The 16,692-nt window shown below is 67.8% G+C and carries 22 protein-coding genes; 2 read left to right on the forward strand and 20 right to left on the reverse strand.

The window, feature by feature from the left end; genetic code table 11:
* Positions 1 to 104: 104 nt before the first annotated feature.
* A complete protein-coding gene (locus tag AC1RVY_RS03875; protein WP_218293456.1) occupies positions 105 to 1,247 on the forward strand; it encodes a S1C family serine protease in 1,143 nt (380 codons plus the stop codon).
* A gap of 276 nt (positions 1,248 to 1,523) precedes the next feature.
* Here the strand turns inward: AC1RVY_RS03875 and tatC are convergent, their stop codons facing one another.
* The 16 genes from tatC to AC1RVY_RS03955 form a co-directional block, all read right to left on the reverse strand.
* On the reverse strand, positions 1,524 to 2,321 hold the full coding sequence (gene tatC, locus AC1RVY_RS03880; RefSeq protein ID WP_218293455.1) for a twin-arginine translocase subunit TatC: 798 nt from the start codon (positions 2,319 to 2,321) through the stop codon (positions 1,524 to 1,526).
* Between the two features lie 68 nt (positions 2,322 to 2,389).
* Positions 2,390 to 2,854 (reverse strand): Sec-independent protein translocase protein TatB, encoded by a 465-nt coding sequence (gene tatB / locus AC1RVY_RS03885; RefSeq protein WP_218293454.1) that lies wholly within the window; start codon positions 2,852 to 2,854, stop codon positions 2,390 to 2,392.
* A gap of 44 nt (positions 2,855 to 2,898) precedes the next feature.
* On the reverse strand, positions 2,899 to 3,135 hold the full coding sequence (gene tatA / locus AC1RVY_RS03890) for a Sec-independent protein translocase subunit TatA (RefSeq protein WP_218293453.1): 237 nt from the start codon (positions 3,133 to 3,135) through the stop codon (positions 2,899 to 2,901).
* A gap of 106 nt (positions 3,136 to 3,241) precedes the next feature.
* Positions 3,242 to 3,598 (reverse strand): histidine triad nucleotide-binding protein, encoded by a 357-nt coding sequence (locus AC1RVY_RS03895; protein ID WP_218293452.1) that lies wholly within the window; start codon positions 3,596 to 3,598, stop codon positions 3,242 to 3,244.
* Between the two features lie 162 nt (positions 3,599 to 3,760).
* Positions 3,761 to 4,807 carry a patatin-like phospholipase family protein gene (locus AC1RVY_RS03900; protein ID WP_492244184.1) on the reverse strand — a complete coding sequence of 349 codons (1,047 nt, stop codon included), beginning with the start codon at positions 4,805 to 4,807 and terminating at the stop codon, positions 3,761 to 3,763.
* Entirely contained in the window at positions 4,800 to 5,186 is a 387-nt protein-coding gene (locus tag AC1RVY_RS03905; protein ID WP_218293450.1) for a DUF4870 family protein, read from the reverse strand. Before AC1RVY_RS03905 ends, AC1RVY_RS03900 begins: the two co-directional genes overlap by 8 nt.
* Complete coding sequence (locus tag AC1RVY_RS03910; RefSeq protein ID WP_218293449.1) at positions 5,183 to 5,557, reverse strand: phosphoribosyl-ATP diphosphatase; 375 nt, start codon at positions 5,555 to 5,557, stop codon at positions 5,183 to 5,185. Before AC1RVY_RS03910 ends, AC1RVY_RS03905 begins: the two co-directional genes overlap by 4 nt.
* 5 nt (positions 5,558 to 5,562) lie before the next feature.
* A complete protein-coding gene (hisI, locus tag AC1RVY_RS03915) occupies positions 5,563 to 5,961 on the reverse strand; it encodes a phosphoribosyl-AMP cyclohydrolase (protein ID WP_218294405.1) in 399 nt (132 codons plus the stop codon).
* A 113-nt stretch (positions 5,962 to 6,074) separates the two neighbouring features.
* Positions 6,075 to 6,875, reverse strand: coding sequence for an imidazole glycerol phosphate synthase subunit HisF (hisF, locus tag AC1RVY_RS03920; protein ID WP_492244185.1), 801 nt, complete (start codon positions 6,873 to 6,875; stop codon positions 6,075 to 6,077).
* Positions 6,876 to 6,992: 117 nt separating this feature from the next.
* Entirely contained in the window at positions 6,993 to 7,733 is a 741-nt protein-coding gene (gene hisA, locus AC1RVY_RS03925) for a 1-(5-phosphoribosyl)-5-[(5-phosphoribosylamino)methylideneamino]imidazole-4-carboxamide isomerase (protein WP_218340329.1), read from the reverse strand.
* A gap of 56 nt (positions 7,734 to 7,789) precedes the next feature.
* Entirely contained in the window at positions 7,790 to 8,467 is a 678-nt protein-coding gene (hisH, locus tag AC1RVY_RS03930; RefSeq protein WP_492805404.1) for an imidazole glycerol phosphate synthase subunit HisH, read from the reverse strand.
* Positions 8,468 to 8,519: 52 nt separating this feature from the next.
* Positions 8,520 to 9,155 (reverse strand): imidazoleglycerol-phosphate dehydratase HisB, encoded by a 636-nt coding sequence (hisB, locus tag AC1RVY_RS03935; protein WP_218293446.1) that lies wholly within the window; start codon positions 9,153 to 9,155, stop codon positions 8,520 to 8,522.
* Entirely contained in the window at positions 9,152 to 10,273 is a 1,122-nt protein-coding gene (locus AC1RVY_RS03940; RefSeq protein WP_218340331.1) for a pyridoxal phosphate-dependent aminotransferase, read from the reverse strand. Before AC1RVY_RS03940 ends, hisB begins: the two co-directional genes overlap by 4 nt.
* Positions 10,270 to 10,722: a PIN domain-containing protein gene (locus AC1RVY_RS03945; protein ID WP_124510373.1), complete on the reverse strand. Its 453-nt coding sequence runs from the start codon at positions 10,720 to 10,722 to the stop codon at positions 10,270 to 10,272. Before AC1RVY_RS03945 ends, AC1RVY_RS03940 begins: the two co-directional genes overlap by 4 nt.
* Positions 10,723 to 10,736: 14 nt before the next feature.
* A complete protein-coding gene (locus tag AC1RVY_RS03950) occupies positions 10,737 to 10,961 on the reverse strand; it encodes a hypothetical protein (RefSeq protein WP_008905190.1) in 225 nt (74 codons plus the stop codon).
* Positions 10,962 to 11,018: 57 nt separating this feature from the next.
* Positions 11,019 to 12,473 (reverse strand): aminotransferase-like domain-containing protein, encoded by a 1,455-nt coding sequence (locus AC1RVY_RS03955; protein ID WP_492805407.1) that lies wholly within the window; start codon positions 12,471 to 12,473, stop codon positions 11,019 to 11,021.
* Between the two features lie 151 nt (positions 12,474 to 12,624).
* Here AC1RVY_RS03955 and AC1RVY_RS03960 point away from each other — a divergent pair, with 151 nt between their 5' ends.
* Positions 12,625 to 13,038: a DUF2917 domain-containing protein gene (locus tag AC1RVY_RS03960; RefSeq protein WP_492805409.1), complete on the forward strand. Its 414-nt coding sequence runs from the start codon at positions 12,625 to 12,627 to the stop codon at positions 13,036 to 13,038.
* Here AC1RVY_RS03960 and hisD read toward each other — a convergent pair.
* The 4 genes from hisD to AC1RVY_RS03980 form a co-directional block, all read right to left on the reverse strand.
* Positions 13,025 to 14,410, reverse strand: coding sequence for a histidinol dehydrogenase (hisD, locus tag AC1RVY_RS03965; protein WP_218293440.1), 1,386 nt, complete (start codon positions 14,408 to 14,410; stop codon positions 13,025 to 13,027). The two genes, AC1RVY_RS03960 and hisD, sit on opposite strands and share 14 nt — an antisense overlap.
* A 22-nt stretch (positions 14,411 to 14,432) precedes the next feature.
* Positions 14,433 to 15,092 carry an ATP phosphoribosyltransferase gene (gene hisG, locus AC1RVY_RS03970; RefSeq protein ID WP_370627805.1) on the reverse strand — a complete coding sequence of 220 codons (660 nt, stop codon included), beginning with the start codon at positions 15,090 to 15,092 and terminating at the stop codon, positions 14,433 to 14,435.
* The gene (gene murA / locus AC1RVY_RS03975; RefSeq protein ID WP_492805411.1) at positions 15,089 to 16,363 is read right to left on the reverse strand and encodes a UDP-N-acetylglucosamine 1-carboxyvinyltransferase; all 1,275 of its coding nucleotides are present in this window, start codon (positions 16,361 to 16,363) and stop codon (positions 15,089 to 15,091) included. Before murA ends, hisG begins: the two co-directional genes overlap by 4 nt.
* An 86-nt stretch (positions 16,364 to 16,449) precedes the next feature.
* Positions 16,450 to 16,692 (reverse strand): BolA family protein, encoded by a 243-nt coding sequence (locus tag AC1RVY_RS03980; RefSeq protein ID WP_218293438.1) that lies wholly within the window; start codon positions 16,690 to 16,692, stop codon positions 16,450 to 16,452.

The raw sequence follows: 16,692 nt of genomic DNA on the forward strand, positions 1-16,692 counted from the left end.
GGGGACAATGTGCCCGCAGAGGCGGCCAGGGCCTGCCGTGCAGGCCGAAAGCCCCCAGCCCCACACCCCCTTCCGCCCCTTCCTCATCGGTACAGAAGAATTTCATGAAGCGCATCTGGTTGCTGTTTTCCCAGGCCGTGACGGTGTTCGTTGCCGCCTATTTCGTCGTCGCCACGCTGCAGCCGAGCTGGCTGGGCCGGGGTGCCACCACGCGCTCGGGCGCGGGCATCGCGCTGCTGGAGGCTCCCGCGACCACCGCCAGCCCGCAGCCAGCGGCGGGAAGCTTCAGCGCTGCCGCGCGCCAGGCCGCGCCCGCCGTGGTCAGCATCAATACCAGCAAGGCCGTGCGCCATCCGCGCAGCAACGACCCCTGGTTCCAGTTCTTCTTTGGCGACCAGGGCGCGCAGGCGCAGGCCGGGCTGGGCAGCGGCGTGATCGTGAGCCCCGACGGCTACATCCTCACCAACAACCACGTGGTGGAGGGCGCCGACGAGATCGAGGTGACGCTGACCGACAGCCGCCGCGCCCGCGCCCGCGTGATCGGCACCGACCCCGACACCGACCTGGCCATCCTCAAGATCGAACTCGACAAGCTGCCCGTCATCGTGCTGGGCAACTCGGACGTGCTCGCCGTGGGCGATCAGGTGCTGGCCATCGGCAACCCGTTCGGCGTGGGCCAGACGGTGACCAGCGGCATCGTGAGCGCGCTGGGCCGCACGCAGCTGGGCATCAACACCTTCGAGAACTTCATCCAGACCGACGCGGCCATCAACCCCGGCAACTCGGGCGGCGCGCTGGTGGACGTGAACGGCAACCTCATGGGCATCAACACCGCGATCTACTCGCGCTCGGGCGGCAGCATGGGCATCGGCTTTGCGATCCCCGTGTCCACCGCGCGGCTGGTGCTGGACGGCATCGTGAAGGACGGCCAGGTCACGCGCGGCTGGATCGGCGTGGAGCCCAACGAGCTCTCCCCCGAGCTGGCCGAGACCTTCGGCGTGAAGGCCACCGAGGGCGTGATCATCACCGGCGTGCTGCAGGACGGCCCTGCGGCCCAGGCCGGCATGCGGCCCGGCGACGTGATCGTGCGCGTGGATGGAAAAAACGTGGGCAATGTGTCCGAACTGCTGACCGCCGTGGCGGGGCTCAAGCCTGGAACCGTGGCCCCGTTCAACGTGCAGCGCGGCGACAAGCTGGTGGAGCTGAGCATCAACCCTGGCGTGCGCCCAAAGCCGAGAAAGAGGTAACAAGCCCCGCGCCGCCGCGCGGCGCCCTCAACGGGGGCGCCGCGGACGGCCCGGCGAAACCCGCGTTCCATGGCCCCTGGCTGGCTGCGCGCCAGTTCCCACCGATGGCCACGCAGCTGCGGCCGCGCTGCGGCGCACTATCAAAAAAATAGCTGCCAACGCTTGACGGACAAGCGCTGGCAGCTATTTTTATCTGGATATTCCTTGCGGAGCAGGAGGCCCGGGGCTCCCAGTGCAACCCCGCCTTCCAGCGCGCCACGGCGGCGCGCCGATCGATCAGGACGACGCGGAGGCGGATTCCTCGGTGTCCTCAGGCGCCTTGGTGTGCTTGATGAAGATCTGCGCGGCCCAGATGCCCACTTCGTACAGCAGGCACATGGGCACGGCCAGCGACAGCTGCGAGACCACGTCCGGCGGCGTGACGACGGCGGCGATCACGAACGCCAGCACGATGAAGTAGCCGCGGAACTCGCGCAGCTTCTGCACGCTCACGATGCCCATGCGGGCCAGCACCACCACGGCGATGGGCACCTCGAACGCCAGGCCGAACGCGAGGAACATCGACAGCACGAAGCTCAGGTAGGCCTCGATGTCTGGCGCGGCCGTGATGCTCTTGGGCGCGAAGCTCTGGATGAACGCAAACACCTGCCCGAACACGAGGTAGTAGCAGAACGCCACCCCGATGAAGAACAGCAGCGTGCTGGAGACCACCAGCGGCAGCACCAGCTTCTTCTCGTGCGAGTACAGGCCCGGCGCCACGAAGGCCCACACCTGCCACAGCACGAAGGGCAATGCCAGCAGGAAGGCCGACATCAGCAAAATCTTGAGCGGCACCATGAACGGCGAGATCACCGAGGTGGCGATCAGCGTGGCGCCCTTGGGCAGGTGGGCCACCAGCGGCGCCGCCAGGAAGTCGTACAGCGCGCCAGGGCCGGGAAAGAAGAACAGGATCGCCGCCGCGATGGCGATGGCAATGAGCGCCTTGACCAGCCGGTCGCGCAGCTCCATCAGGTGCTGCACGAAGGGCTGCTCGGTACCGGCCAGCTCGTCTTCTTTGGAGGGGGTTTCGGACATATTGGGTTTTCAGGGGCGTGGAGGCCGCCCATGCAGCGCGCACGGCACGCCGCGCCGCATCGTCGTCATCAATGGAATTTCTGGGGGCGGTAGCGCGCGACGCGCGCCGCGCCGGACTGCGCCTTCGTGCGCACGCCACTGCGGGACTTGTACCACTGAGGCACCGCGCCCCGCTTGAGGCGCCAGTTCTTGCCAGGGTGCTTGTAGGCCGGCACCACGGGCGCCTGCGGCTCGTGCAGGTCGGCGTTGCTGGTCTCCGTGGCCGAGGCCCAATCCTTCTCGAACTCGCTGGCGCTGGTCTGGATGGAGTTGTGCACGTCGCGTGCGGCGGTCTCCACCGTGTCCTTCATTTTCTTGAGCTCATCGAGCTCCATGGACCGGTTGACCTCGGCCTTGACGTCGGACACGTAGCGCTGGGCCTTGCCCAGCAGCGTACCCACCGTGCGGGCCACGCGCGGGAGCTTCTCCGGCCCGATGACGATGAGTGCCACCGCGCCGATCAGCGCCATCTTGGACAGGCCAATATCAATCATGGGTCAGGCGAAAAGGCATGCGGGGGCCGGTGCGGACGGCGCGCTCAGCTCTTTTGCTTGGCTTCGACATCGATGGTGGTCTTGTCGGCCGCCGGGTTGTTGGCAACCTGGCCTGCGGGAGGGGTGGCGGGGGCATCGGCCGAACCGTCCTTCATGCCGTCCTTGAAGCCCTTGACGGCGCCCCCGAGGTCGGAGCCCATGTTCTTGAGCTTCTTGGTGCCGAACACCATGACGACGATCAGCAGCACGATCAGCCAGTGCCAGATGGAAAAAGAGCCCATGGAATATCTCCTAACGAATTGCAGTCATTTTAGACGGGGGCCGCGACCGAAGTCCGACGCCCTTGCCCGCCAGCGGGAAACTATCGGCACGCGCCGTCAGCCTGGTTCAGCCTTTGAGCCACGGGCGGGGGCCGCCCATCACGTGAACATGCAGGTGGTGGATTTCCTGCCCGCCTTCAAGCCCCGTGTTTACCACGACGCGAAAGCCACCCTCGGGGTACGGGTTGCAGCCCTGCTCCAGGGCCAGCCGGGGCGCCAGCGCCATCATGCGCCCCAGAACTCCCGCATCGTCTGCGGTGACCTGCGCCATCGAAGGGACATGCCGCTTGGGCACCATCAGAAAGTGCACCGGCGCCCAGGGGTGGATGTCGTGGAAGGCGAAGATCTCCTCGTCCTCATAGACCTTCTTCGAAGGAATCTGGCCCGCGATGATCTTGCAGAAAAGGCAGTTCGGATCGTGCATGAGAAAAATGTCGGTACGAAGTTAACAGTTCACCGGGCGCTGCTCAACCCCAAGCCATTGCCACCGGCGCGCCCCAGGCCAGCGCCACCGTGGAACTGGCTCCGCCAGGCCACAGGTGGCGTCCCCCTGAGGGGGAAGGCGCCACAGGCGACACAGGAGGCTTCACGCATTGTCAGCGATCTTGATGGTCGGGCGCACGCCCACATCCTTGCGGTGCGCATGCAGCCATTCCTGTCCGGCCGTGCGGCCCAGGGCGAACAGCTTGCGCACGAAGGCCAGGTCCGCGCGCATCTTGCTGTCGGCGCCGAACGGGGCCAGCACCGAGCCGCCGTCGATGCGGTGCATGCGCACGCTCTTGTAGCGGCGCGGGTCGAGCTTGCCCTCGGCGAGCAGGCGGCGCACGAACTCGATGGCGCGCATCTCGGCCAGCAGGCTGGCGTTGAAGGTGACCTCGTTCATGCGTTCCATGATCTCGGCGCCGGAATGCGGCAGCTCCAGGTGCTCGATGGGGTTGATCTGCACGAGCAGGATGTCCGAGGCCTCGGTCTGATAGATCAGCGGGTGCAACGCGGGGTTGCCCGAGTAGCCGCCATCCCAGTAGTGCTGGCCGTCGATCTCCACGGCCTTGAACATCAGCGGCAGGCAGGCCGAGGCCATCACGGCATCGGCGCTGAGCCTGGAGCCCGAGAAGATCTCGCCCCGCCCCGTGCGCACGTTGGTGGCGCAGACGAACACCTTGGGCCCGCCCGCCGCGCTGCTGGCGCGCCGCGCGGTGCACAGCAGGTCGAAATCCACCTCGCGCTCCAGCAGGCGGCGCAGCGGGTTGATGTCCAGCGGGTTGGTCTGGTAGGGCGACAGCCACTGCCGCATCAGCCCCATCATGGGGTTGGCGGCCGACAGCGGCGAACCCCACATCAGGCTGCCCAGCGTGCCCACGCCTTCCCACAGGCGGGTGAGCGTCTCGCGCGCCTGCTGGCAGCCCGCCAGGTGGGCTTCGTGCGGGTCCTTGTGTTCGTGTGCGGCCTTGGCAAAGCCGTGTGCCAGGGCCACGGCGTTCATGGCTCCGGCGCTGGTGCCACTCACGCCCTCGAAGTGCCACTGCCCGTCCTCGAGCAGCGCATCCAGCACGCCCCAGGTCAGCGCGCCGTGCGAGCCGCCGCCCTGCAGGGCCAGGTTCAGGCGGGGGAGCGGCGCGCCAGGCTCAGGCATCCACGGCCTGGTTCTTGCTCATGGCCAGCATGCCGCGCACGATGCGGTACAGGAACCACAGCGAAATGACGCCCCAGGCGATCCAGCCCGGCGCGATCAGCAGCAACCACAGCGGCGACGTGACCGCGTACAGCACGCCGGCCCACAGCACGGACCGGATGCGCCAGGAAAAATGGTTGGCCTGCCAGGTGCCTTCGGCATCTCCGCGCTTGACCAAATCCAGCACCAGCGCAATCAAGAGCAGCACCAGGCTGCCCTGCGCCCCCGGAAGGACGGCGCCCACCGCCACGATCAGGTGCAGCACATAGCTGACCCAGCCGATGTTCTTGAGGCCCTGCGCCTTCTGGCTGGTGGTCTGCACGTCGACGATATCGTTCATGGGGAACCCTCCTGGGTGGCGCGCGCAACGGCCTTGCGCAAGGCTTTTTCCTCGATGCCGCTGGTGCCCTCGCGGCGCTCCAGCTCGGCCAGCACGTCGGCGGGCGTGAGGCCATAGTGGGCCAGCGCCACCAGGGAGTGGAACCACAGGTCCGCCACCTCGTAGACGAGCTTGGACTTGTCGGCGCCGTGGTCCACGTCCTTGGCGGCCATGACGACCTCGGTGGCTTCCTCGCCGATCTTCTTCAGGAACGCGTCCGGCCCCTTGTGCAGCAGGCGCGAGACGTAGCTCTTCTCGGGATCGCCGCCGTTGGCCGGCTTGCGGCTTTCAATCACATCGGCCAGGCGTGCGAGGGAATCGTTGGAACTCATGGCTCTTACTTGTAGATGGATTCAGGGTCTTTCAAGACCGGATCGACCGCCTGCCAGGCGCCATCCTTGAGCACGCTGAAAAAGCAGCTGTGGCGGCCCGTGTGGCAGGCGATGCCGGGCTCGTGGCCCAGCTGGGTCACCTTGAGCAGCACCACGTCGTTGTCGCAGTCCAGGCGGATTTCATGCACCGTCTGCACGTGGCCGGACTCCTCGCCCTTGAACCACAGCTTGCCGCGCGAGCGGCTGAAATACACGGCGCGGCCGAGCTCCGCGGTTTTCTCCAGCGCCTCGCGGTTCATCCACGCAAACATCAGCACGTCGCCCGTGCCCTGCTCTTGCGCGATCACGGGCACCAGGCCCTGCGCATCCCATTTCACTTCGTTGAGCCAGTTCATGGGCGGGATTGTCGGCGATTTGGATCGCTGGGAACGTGCGTGCCCCCGGATTTACTCAGTCTTTTGGGCATCTGGCGCTTTTCCATCAAGCGCCGACAGCTATTCTTTTAATAGCAATTGCTTCACAGCCGCACGGGAATGCCGCGTTCGGCCATGCGCGCCTTGGCCTGGCCCACGGTGTATTCGCCGTAATGGAAGATGCTGGCCGCCAGCACCGCGTCGGCTCCACCGGTCTGGATGCCGTCGGCCAGGTGGTCGAGGTTGCCCACGCCGCCCGAGGCGATCACGGGCACGCCCACGGCGTCGCTCACGGCACGCGTGAGGGCGAGGTCGAAGCCGGACTTGGTGCCATCGCGGTCCATGCTGGTGAGCAGGATCTCGCCGGCGCCCCGGCGCGCCATCTCGGCGGCCCAGGCCACGGCATCCAGGCCCGTGTTCTTGCGCCCGCCGTGGCTGTACACGTCCCAGCCCTCTCCCACGGCCCGGCCGTTGGCGCCGGTGCGCTGGGCGTCTTCTGGCGAGCGGCGCTTGGCATCGATGGCCACCACGATGCACTGCGCGCCGTACTTGGCCGAGACGGCGTCGATCACCTCGGGGTTGGCGATGGCGGCCGAGTTGAAGCTGGTTTTGTCGGCGCCCGCGTTGAGCAGGCGGCGCACGTCCTCGACCGTGCGCACGCCGCCGCCCACGGTGAGCGGGATGAACACCTGGCTGGCCACGGCCTCGATGATGGGCAGGATCAGGTCGCGGCCATCGCTGGTGGCGGTGATGTCCAGGAAGGTGAGTTCGTCGGCGCCCTGCGCGTTGTAGCGCGCGGCGATCTCGACGGGGTCGCCCGCATCGCGCAGTTCGACGAAGTTGACGCCCTTGACCACGCGGCCTCCGGTGACGTCGAGGCAGGGGATGATGCGTTTGGCAAGCATGTCAGTCAGCGATTCGTGGATGGGGCGTTGCCGAGGCCAGCGGACGCCGTGGAACTGGCTTCGCCAGGCCACTGGCGTCGTCCCCCTTGGGGGAAGCGGCGCAGCCGCTCAGGGGGGTTATCCATTCAACTCGTCGGCGCGCGCCTGCGCTGCCGCGAAATCAAGGTCGCCGCTGTAGATGGCGCGGCCGCAGATCACGCCTTCGACACCCTCTTCCTCGACGGCGCACAGCTGTTCGATGTCGGCCATGTTGGACAGGCCGCCCGAGGCGATCACCGGGATGGAGAGCGACTGCGCGAGCTTCACCGTCGCGTCGATGTTGATGCCCGAGAGCATGCCGTCGCGGCCGATGTCGGTGTAGATGATGGACTCGACGCCCCAGTCCTCGAACTTCCTGGCCAGGTCCACGACCTCGTGGCCCGTGAGCTTGCTCCAGCCGTCGGTGGCCACCTTGCCGTCCTTGGCATCCAGGCCCACGATGATGTGGCCGCCAAAGGCGCTGCACGCGTCCTTCAGGAAGCCGGGGTTCTTGACCGCCGCCGTGCCGATGATCACGTAGCGCAGGCCGCCGTCGATGTATTTCTCGATGGTGTCCAGGTCACGGATGCCGCCGCCGAGCTGCACCGGGATGTCGTCGCCCACCTCCTGGAGGATGGACTTGATGGCGGTGTAGTTCTTGGGCACGCCCGCGAAGGCGCCGTTCAGGTCCACCAGGTGCAGGCGGCGCGCACCGGCATCCACCCACTTGCGCGCCATGGCGGCAGGGTCTTCTCCGAAGGTGGTGGATTGGTCCATATCGCCTTGCTTGAGGCGTACGCAGTGGCCGTCCTTGAGGTCGATGGCGGGGATGAGCAGCATGGTGGTGAAGTTCGGGAGGAAAAGGGCGAGGCAGGGCTCGGCCCGAACGGGTTGGATTAGGGATTCCAGTGCAGAAAATTGCGGTACAGGGCCAGGCCGTGCTCCGCGCTCTTTTCAGGGTGAAATTGCGTGGCGAAAATATTATCGCGCGCAACGGCGGCGGCGAACACACTGCCGTAGTCCGCCTGCCCCGCGCAGTGGGCCGCGTCTCGCGGCACCGCATAGAAACTGTGCACGAAGTAGAAGTAGCTGTGGTCGGGCACGCCGGCCCACACCGGGTGCACCTTGCCCGCGTGCGGCACCTGGCGCACCTGGTTCCAGCCCATCTGGGGCACCTTGTAGCGGCTGCCGTCGGGCTGGGTGCGGCCCGCCAGGTCGAACTTGCGCACATCGCCGTGGATCAGCGACAGGCCGGGCGTTCCTCCATGGGGGCCCTCGGCACTGTGGTCCAGCAGCATCTGCATGCCCACGCACACGCCGAACATCGGCTTGGAGGCGGCCGCTTCGAGCACGGATTCCTGCAGGCCGGATTCGCGCAGCTCGCGCATGCAGTCGGGCATGGCGCCCTGCCCCGGCAGCACGATGCGCTGCGCCGCGCGCACGTCCTCGGGACGCTGCGTGACGACCACGGTCCAGCCGGTGCCCTCTGCGGCGGCCTGCACGGCCTGCGACACCGAGCGCAGGTTGCCCATGCCGTAGTCCACGACCGCAACGGTTTTTGCTTCCATATTCATAGCTATTGGCGCTTATTCATCAAGCGTTAGCGCTTGATCTGGCTCAAAAATTTCACAAGGAGCCCTTGGTGGACGGAATGACGCCCACCGAGCGCGGATCGCGCTCCAGCGCCGCGCGCAGCGTGCGCCCGAAGGCCTTGAAGATGGTCTCGCACTGGTGGTGGGCGTTGATGCCCTTGAGATTGTCGATGTGCAGCGTGACGCCCGCGTGGTTCACGAAGCCCTGGAAGAACTCGTACACCAGCTGCGTATCGAGCTGGCCGATGCTGCCGGCCGTGAACTTCACGTCGATGTGCAGCCCCGGGCGGCCCGAAAAATCGACCACCACGCGCGACAGCGCTTCGTCGAGCGGCACGTAGGCGTGGCCGTAGCGGCGGATGCCCTTCTTGTCGCCCACGGCGCGCGCAAAGGCCTGGCCCAGCGTGATGCCCACATCTTCGACCGTGTGGTGGCCGTCGATGTGCAGGTCGCCTTCGCAGTCGATGTCGAGGTCGATCAGCCCGTGGCGAGCGATCTGGTCGAGCATGTGGTCGAAGAAGCCGATGCCGGTGGAAAGCTTGGCCTGGCCCGTGCCGTCGAGGTTGATGCGCACGCGGATGCGCGTCTCGGCGGTGTTGCGGCTGACCTCGGCGATGCGGTCGGCCAGGGGATCGGGCGTTGCGGAAGTGACGAGTGCGGAGGAAGTCATAGGGAGGCTTGCAGGGCGGCGAGCATCTGCGCGTTGTCGGAGGCGGCGCCCACCGTGAGGCGCAGGCAGTTGGCCAGCAATGGGTGCATTGTAGAAACGTTCTTGACCAGGACCTTGCGGTTTTTCATGCCCTCGTACGCCCGGGCGGAATCCGCCACACGGACGAGGATCATGTTGGCCTCGCTGTCCCAGCATTTTTCGATGCCGGGCATCTGCCGCAGGGCCGCCAGGAGCTTCGTGCGCTCGGCGCGGATCTCGGCGGCCTGCCCGGCGAACACGTCGGCGTGCTCCAGCGCGAACAGCGCGGCCTCGCAGTTGAGCACGCTCACGTTGTAGGGCGGGCGCACCTTGTCGATCTCGCTCACGAACGCGGCGGGGCCGATGAGGTAGCCCAGGCGCACGCCCGCCAGGCCGAACTTGCTGAGCGTGCGCATGAGCAGCACGTGGGCGTTGCGGGCTGGCTCGGCCCGCATGCGGTCGATGAAGGTGCGGCTGGCAAAGGGCTGGTAGGCCTCGTCCATGACCACGATGCCGCCCTGCGCGCCCGCGGCGTCGACGATGCGCTGCACCGCGCCCTCGTCCCACAGCGTGGCCGTGGGATTGTTCGGGTAGGCGATGTAGGTGATGGCGGGGTTGTGCTGCGCGATGGCGGCCAGCATGGCGGGCTCATCCAGCTCGAAATCGGGCGTGAGCGGCACGCCGACAAAATCCAAGCCCTGCAGTTGCGCGGACAGCGGGTACATCACGAAGCCCGGCATGGGCGCCAGCATGGTGGCGCGCTGGCCCGTGCCGGGTTGCGCGCAGGCCAGGGCCAGCAGGGTGATGAGCTCGTCCGAGCCGTTGCCCAGCACGATGCCGTAGCCCTCGGGCAGGCCGGCGTATTGGGCCAGCGCGGCCTTCAGGTCCAGCAGGCGGTCACCGGGGTAGCGGTTGAGCGCGACCGCGCCCAGGCGCTGGCCCAGCGCGGCCTGCAGGTGCGCGGGCAGGCGGAACGGGTTCTCCATCGCGTCCATCTTGAGCATGCCGGCGGAAGGCTGCACGCCGTAGGCATGCATGGCGCGCACGTCGGGGCGGATGCGGGCCAGGGCTTGGAGAGGAGACGACGCAGGAGTAGTCATTCGGTAGTGTCCAGTTCGTTGGGGGTGACAAGAAAAGGGTTGATGGGCCGCACCGCGTCCATCGGCTCACCATGCGGCAGCGCCTCGGTCAGCAGGTAGCGGCAGCCCTGCTGGTGGGCGGACGAAAGGATGAGCGCATCCCAGTAGCCCAGGCGGTAGCGGTCCTGCAAGTCCCAGGCGCCGTCCACGGTGTAGGAATCGAGGTGCGGCGGCAGCCACACGCGCAGGCGGCGCACCTGGGCGCGCACCTGCTGCAGCACCTGCGGGCCATCAAAACGCTGGATGGCCTGGTTGTACAGCTCGTTGAGCACCTGCGAGCTGATGCGGCCGCTGCGCGTCTGCCAGCAAAAGCTGATCCATTCGCGGGCCCGCGCCTGGCGCTCGGCGTCGCGGTCGTCCACGCTGGCCAGCAGGATTTCGGTATCGACAAAGATGGGGACGGTGCTCATGGGTATTGCACCGCTCAGCGCAGAAACAGGGTTTCGCGGGGCACATACGGGCCGCTGGACGCACCCCAGGATTCAAACCCCAGCGCCTCGCGCATGGCCTGGGCGTAAGCGTCTTCCTGGCGCATCTTTTCGGCCAGCCATTCCCCCAGCAGGCGCGAGACGCTGCTGCCGCGCCTGGCGGCTTCCACGCGCACCCATTCGGCGACGGTGTCGTCCATGGTCACGGTGATGTTTTTCATGGCTGAAATATTACACGAACTTCGTGCACCACGAACTTCGTGTTGTTTTCTGGGCGGTTACGCGGCCTTGAGCTGTGTCCCTGCCCGCAGCATCTGGCACGCCATGTCGCCCACGGTGCGCAGGGCCGCCAGATGGGCAGGCGACCAGTCACCGCCCACGCCAATGCGCAGGCAGTTGCGAAACCGCCCGCTGGCGCTGAACACCGTGCCGGGCGCGATCAGGATCTGCTGCGCCAGGCAGGCCTCGTGCAGCTGCACCGAATCGAGCGCGCGCGGCAGCTCCAGCCACAGCAGCAGCCCGCCGGGCGGGTCGCTCACCCGGGTGCCCTGCGGAAAGTGCGCGGCGATGATGCGGCGCACCTCGTCCATGCGCGCGGCCACGGCCGCGCGCAGCTGGCGCATCGCGGCGGCATGGCCGGCCTGGGTGATGAGGTCGGCCAGCGCCAGCTCCAGCACGGCCGACTGCCCGCCCGCCTGCAGGTCCTTGATGGCGCGCAGCTTGTCGGCCCAGCGCCCGGCCTCCAGCCAGCCCAGGCGCAGGCCCGGCGCCAGCGTCTTGGAAAACGAATCGCACAGCATCACGTGGCCCGTGGTGTCGTACGACTTGACGGTGCGGCGCATCTCGTCCACCTCCACGAGGTCGTTGTAGATCGCGTCCTCGATCACCGCCATGCCATGGCGCGCCGCCATCTGCGCCAGGCGCTTGCGCTCGGCCTGCGGCATGCAGCTGCCCAGCGGGTTGCTGAGCGTGGGGACGATCATCACGGCCTTGACCGGCTGGGTTTCCAGCGCCAGCTGCAGCGCATCCAGCGACAGGCCGTTGCGCGGGTGGGTGGGAATTTCCAGCGCCTTGAGGTGCAGGCCCTGCAGCACCTCCAGAAAGGAGAAATGCGTGGGCGACTCCAGCGCCACCACGTCGCCCGGCTGGGTGACGGCGCGCAGGCACAGCGCAATGGAGTCCATGCAGCCGCCGGTGACCACGATGTTCTCGGGGTCGAGGCTGCAGCCCAGGCCCACGGCGTAGCGCGCGATGGCGCGGCGGGCGTCTTCGTGGCCCGAGGAGCTGGGGTAGGTGCACAGCAGGTTGCGGTGGCGCTGCGCGGCGCGCACGACGGCGCGGCGCACGCGGTCGGGGTTGAACAGCTCGGGGCCGGGCGTGCCGCTGCTGTACGAGATCATGTCCACCGGCTGGTTGCGGCCCAGGATGCGCTGGCCCAGCCAGTCCACAGACACCTCGCGCGGGCGGCGCAGGGGGCGCGGTGTGCTGGGCTCGGGCAGGCTCACCGGCCGCGCAGCGACGAAGAAGCCCGAGCGCGGGCGCGTGGTGATCAGGCGCGCATCCTCGAGCCAGTGGTAGGCCTGCACCACCGTGGTCTGCGCCACGGCATGCTGGCGCGCCAGCTCGCGCACCGACGGCAGCTTTTCGCCGCGCGCCAGGGTGCCATTGCGGATCAGCTGCGCGAGCTGCTCGGCGATCTGCAGGTACAGCGGGGGTGCGTCATCGGTGGCCATGCTGCATTCTGTACTGGCACCCTGGCCGGAAGACAGTACAGAGGCGGGCCAGTACAACCAGTACAGATGGGCTGGTACATGGTTCTGTACTGGCCCAGATGGTCCATGCCTGTGGCTGGCGGCGCACGGCGGGTGGCCGCACAGTGAAGGCATGAACTCGCTGCACACCCCCACCCTCCCGTCGCCCGCTCTGCCGACCCCGCCAGCGGTCCCGCTCACCCTGCAATGGAAGCGCCAGCCGCTGCCGCCGCTGCAGGCCGTCCAGGTGCTGGACTTCCGTGCGGGCGACATGGCCCTGCTCGAAGTGGAACAAGGCCGCGTGTGGGTGACCTGCGACGGCCTGCTGGAAGACTATTTCCTGGAGGCCGGCCAGCGCCTGTCGTTCACCGGGCCCGTGCGGCTGCGCGTGAGCGCCGAAGGCCACCGGCCCGCCCGCCTGAACTGGGCGAAGCACCGGTCCGTGGCAGGGGCCGCCTGCCCGCCCGCCCCCGCTGCAGCCTCTCAGCCCAAGGCGACGGCACCCGCGCCAGGCACCCTGCCACGGGGTGCGATCAGCGCGGCTTGAGGGGCGTCGTCAGCCGCATCTCTGCCGCCTGCGCGTGGGCCTGCAGGCCCTCGCCATAGGCCAGCTCGGCGGCGATGGTGCCCAGCACCTGGGCACCGGCCTCGCTCACCTCGATGAGGCTGCTGCGCTTCTGGAAGTCGTACACGCCCAGGGGCGACGAGAAGCGTGCGGTGCCGCTGGTGGGCAGCACGTGGTTGGGGCCCGCGCAGTAGTCGCCCAGGCTCTCGGAGGTATACGCCCCCAGGAAGATCGCGCCGGCGTGGCGCAGCAGCGGCTCCCAGCGGTGTGGGTCGGTGCTGCTCACTTCCAGGTGTTCCGGTGCGATGCGGTTGCTGATGGCGCAGGCTTCTTCCATGTCCTTGGTGAGGATCAGCGCGCCCCGGCCGGTGAGGCTCTTGGCGATGATCTCGGCGCGCGGCATGGTGGGCAGCAGGCGGTCGATCTCGCGCTGCACGGCGTCGAGGTAGGCGGCGTCGGGGCACAGCAGGATGCTCTGGGCCAGCTCGTCGTGTTCGGCCTGTGAAAACAGGTCCATCGCCACCCAGTCGGGCGGCGTGCTGCCGTCGGCCAGCACCAGGATTTCGCTGGGGCCCGCGATCATGTCGATGCCCACCGTGCCGAACACGCGCTTCTTGGCGCTGGCCACGTAGGCGTTGCCGGGGCCGGTGATCTTGTCCACCTTGGGCACGGTTTCGGTGCCGTACGCCAGCGCGGCCACGGCCTGCGCGCCGCCGATGGTGAAGGCGCGCGTGACGCCCGCCACGTAGGCAGCCGCCAGCACCAGGTCGTTGCGCTCGCCCTTGTCGGATGCAAGCTGCGCGCCCGAGCCACCCGTGGCCACGCTGCCGCGCACGGGCGTGGGCACGACCATGATGATTTCCTGCACGCCGGCCACGTGGGCCGGGATGGCGTTCATCAGCAGGCTGGACGGGTACGCGGCCTTGCCGCCGGGCACGTAGATGCCCACGCGGTCCAGCGGCGTGACCTTCTGGCCCAGCAGCGTGCCGTCCTCGTCGCGGTAGCTCCAGCTCTCGCCCGAGGCTTTTTTCTGCGCCTCGTGGTAGCTGCGCACGCGTTTGGCGGCGGCCTGCAGCGCGTCGCGCTGGGCCTCTGGAATGGCGTCGAACGCGGCCTTGAAGTCGGCCTGGGTCAGCTCCAGCGCCGCCATATCGGGGGCCGAGAGGCCATCGAAACGGGCGGTGTACTCCAGCACCGCGGCGTCACCGCGCTTTTGCACGTCGGCCAGGATGTCGGCCACGCGCTGCTCGATGGCCGCGTCGGTGTCGGCCGACCAGTGCAGTCGGGCTGCGAAATCAGCCTCGAAAGTGGCCGCAGCGGTGGACAGACGGGCGGGAGCAGCTACCAGAGTCATAGTGTCAGTCAGTGGGTGGGGGTCAATTCTTTTCCGCAGGAATGGCCGAGGCGAACGCATCGATGATGCGGCGCAGCGGCGCCTGCTTGAGCTTGAGCGCGGCCTGGTTGACCACGAGGTGCGAGCTGATGTCCATGATGCGCTCGACCTCCACCAGGTGGTTGGCCTTGAGCGTGTTGCCGGTGGAGACCAGGTCCACGATGGCATCGGCCAGCCCGGTGAGCGGTGCGAGTTCCATGCTGCCGTAGAGCTTGATCATGTCCACATGCACGCCCTTGGTCGCGAAGAAGTCGCGCGCGATGCTGGTGTACTTGGTGGCGACCTTCAGGCGCGAACCCTGCTTGACGGCACGGGCGTAGTCGAAATCGTTGCGCACGGCCACGCTCACGCGGCACTTGGCGATCTGCAGGTCCAGCGGCTGGTACAGGCCCTGGCCGCCGTGTTCGATGAGCGTGTCCTTGCCGGTCACGCCGATGTCGGCGCCGCCGTACTGCACGTAGGTGGGCACATCGGTCGCGCGCACCAGCACCACGCGCACGTTGGGCTGGTTGGTGGGCAGGATCAGCTTGCGCGACTTTTCGGGGTCTTCCAGCACCTCGATGCCGGCGGCGGCGAGCAAAGGCAGGGTTTCGTCGAAGATGCGGCCTTTGGAAAGCGCCAGGGTAATCATGCTGCTGCTCATGCTGTGATCCGTTCAATGTCCGCGCCGATGCCGCGCAATTTCGCTTCCATGCAGTCGTAGCCGCGGTCCAGATGGTAGATGCGGTCCACCATGGTTTCGCCGTCGGCCACCAGGCCCGCGATGACCAGACTGGCCGAGGCGCGCAGGTCGGTGGCCATCACGGTGGCGCCCGACAGGCGGGGCACGCCCTCAATGATGGCGACCTTGCCGTCGGTCTGGATCTTGGCGCCCAGGCGCACCAGCTCGTCGACGTGCATGAAGCGGTTTTCAAAAATCGTCTCGGTCACCGTGGCCGTGCCCTGCGCGATGCAGTCGAGCGCCATGAACTGCGCCTGCATGTCGGTGGGAAAGCCGGGGTACTCGGTGGTGCGAAAGCCCTGCGCCTTGAGCGTGGCGCCGCCCGCGCTCTGCACGCGGATGCCGCCGTCGACGGCCTGCACCTGCACACCGGCCTCGCGCAGCTTCTCGATCACGGCGTCCAGGTGGTCGGCGCGCCCATGGCGCAGCACCACGTCGCCGCCCGTGGCGGCCACGGCGCACAGGAAGGTGCCCGCCTCGATGCGGTCGGCCACCACGCGGTGGGTGCAGCCGTGCAGCTTCTCGACGCCCTGGATGCGGATGCGGCTGGTGCCGTGGCCTTCGATCTTCGCGCCCATGGCAATCAGCATCTCGGCCAGGTCGGAGATCTCGGGCTCCTGCGCGGCGTTCTCCAGCACGGTCTCGCCCTCGGCCAGCGCGGCGGCCATGAGGAAGTTCTCGGTGCCCGTCACCGTGACCATGTCGGTGGTGATGCGCGCGCCCTTCAGTCGCGTCCAGCCTGCGGGCAGCTTGGCGATCATGTAGCCGTGCTCGACCACGATGTCGGCGCCCATGGCGGCCAGGCCCTTGATGTGCTGGTCCACCGGGCGCGAGCCGATGGCGCAGCCGCCGGGCAGCGACACCGTGGCCTCGCCGAAGCGCGCCAGCAGCGGGCCCAGGGCGAGCACCGAGGCGCGCATGGTCTTGACCAGCTCGTACGGCGCCTCGGGCGTGTTCAGGTCGCTGGCATCGATGCGCACCGTGCCATCGTCGGCACGCGCGGCCGCCACGCCCATGTTGCGGATCAGCGTGAGCATGGTGCTCACGTCCTGCAACTGCGGCACGTTCAGCAGCGTGACCGGCTCGGCCGTGAGCAGCGCGGCGCACAACTCCGGCAGGGCGGCGTTCTTGGCGCCGGATACCAGCACCTCGCCATGCAGGCGGCGGCCGCCGCGGATCAGGAGTTTGTCCATCTCGAAACCAGAAATATGAATAAAAAGTGCCGCCAGCGCTTTTCCATCAAGCGCAGGCAGCTATTAAAAGAGGAGCATTCCAGCAATCACCGGGGCTGCGCGGCCCATTCAGCGGGCGTGAAGGTCTTCATCGACAGCGCATGCACCTCGTCGGTGTGCATTTTGGCGCCCAGCGTGGCGTACACGCGCTGGTGCCGCTGGATGGCGCGCCGGCCCTCGAACTCGGCCGAGACGATGGTGGCGTACCAGTGGCGGCCGTCACCCTCGAGCGCGATGTGCTCGCAGGCCAGGCCGGCGGCGATGATGTCTTTGAGTTGGTCTGCGGTCAT

The sequence above is a fragment of the Acidovorax sp. GW821-FHT11A03 genome, from assembly GCF_058809075.1.

Bases quoted from the DNA above. Each gene is read 5' to 3' on its own strand.
- AC1RVY_RS03875 (WP_218293456.1), top strand. From the start codon at position 105: ATGAAGCGCATCTGGTTGCTGTTTTCCCAGGCCGTGACGGTGTTCGTT.
- tatC (WP_218293455.1), bottom strand. From the start codon at position 2,321: ATGTCCGAAACCCCCTCCAAAGAAGACGAGCTGGCCGGTACCGAGCAG.
- tatB (WP_218293454.1), bottom strand. From the start codon at position 2,854: ATGATTGATATTGGCCTGTCCAAGATGGCGCTGATCGGCGCGGTGGCA.
- tatA (WP_218293453.1), bottom strand. From the start codon at position 3,135: ATGGGCTCTTTTTCCATCTGGCACTGGCTGATCGTGCTGCTGATCGTC.
- AC1RVY_RS03895 (WP_218293452.1), bottom strand. From the start codon at position 3,598: ATGCACGATCCGAACTGCCTTTTCTGCAAGATCATCGCGGGCCAGATT.
- AC1RVY_RS03900 (WP_492244184.1), bottom strand. From the start codon at position 4,807: ATGCCTGAGCCTGGCGCGCCGCTCCCCCGCCTGAACCTGGCCCTGCAG.
- AC1RVY_RS03905 (WP_218293450.1), bottom strand. From the start codon at position 5,186: ATGAACGATATCGTCGACGTGCAGACCACCAGCCAGAAGGCGCAGGGC.
- AC1RVY_RS03910 (WP_218293449.1), bottom strand. From the start codon at position 5,557: ATGAGTTCCAACGATTCCCTCGCACGCCTGGCCGATGTGATTGAAAGC.
- hisF (WP_492244185.1), bottom strand. From the start codon at position 6,875: ATGCTTGCCAAACGCATCATCCCCTGCCTCGACGTCACCGGAGGCCGC.
- hisA (WP_218340329.1), bottom strand. From the start codon at position 7,733: ATGCTGCTCATCCCCGCCATCGACCTCAAGGACGGCCACTGCGTACGC.
- hisH (WP_492805404.1), bottom strand. From the start codon at position 8,467: ATGAATATGGAAGCAAAAACCGTTGCGGTCGTGGACTACGGCATGGGC.
- hisB (WP_218293446.1), bottom strand. From the start codon at position 9,155: ATGACTTCCTCCGCACTCGTCACTTCCGCAACGCCCGATCCCCTGGCC.
- AC1RVY_RS03940 (WP_218340331.1), bottom strand. From the start codon at position 10,273: ATGACTACTCCTGCGTCGTCTCCTCTCCAAGCCCTGGCCCGCATCCGC.
- AC1RVY_RS03945 (WP_124510373.1), bottom strand. From the start codon at position 10,722: ATGAGCACCGTCCCCATCTTTGTCGATACCGAAATCCTGCTGGCCAGC.
- AC1RVY_RS03950 (WP_008905190.1), bottom strand. From the start codon at position 10,961: ATGAAAAACATCACCGTGACCATGGACGACACCGTCGCCGAATGGGTG.
- AC1RVY_RS03955 (WP_492805407.1), bottom strand. From the start codon at position 12,473: ATGGCCACCGATGACGCACCCCCGCTGTACCTGCAGATCGCCGAGCAG.
- AC1RVY_RS03960 (WP_492805409.1), top strand. From the start codon at position 12,625: ATGAACTCGCTGCACACCCCCACCCTCCCGTCGCCCGCTCTGCCGACC.
- hisD (WP_218293440.1), bottom strand. From the start codon at position 14,410: ATGACTCTGGTAGCTGCTCCCGCCCGTCTGTCCACCGCTGCGGCCACT.
- hisG (WP_370627805.1), bottom strand. From the start codon at position 15,092: ATGAGCAGCAGCATGATTACCCTGGCGCTTTCCAAAGGCCGCATCTTC.
- murA (WP_492805411.1), bottom strand. From the start codon at position 16,363: ATGGACAAACTCCTGATCCGCGGCGGCCGCCGCCTGCATGGCGAGGTG.
- AC1RVY_RS03980 (WP_218293438.1), bottom strand. From the start codon at position 16,692: ATGACCGCAGACCAACTCAAAGACATCATCGCCGCCGGCCTGGCCTGC.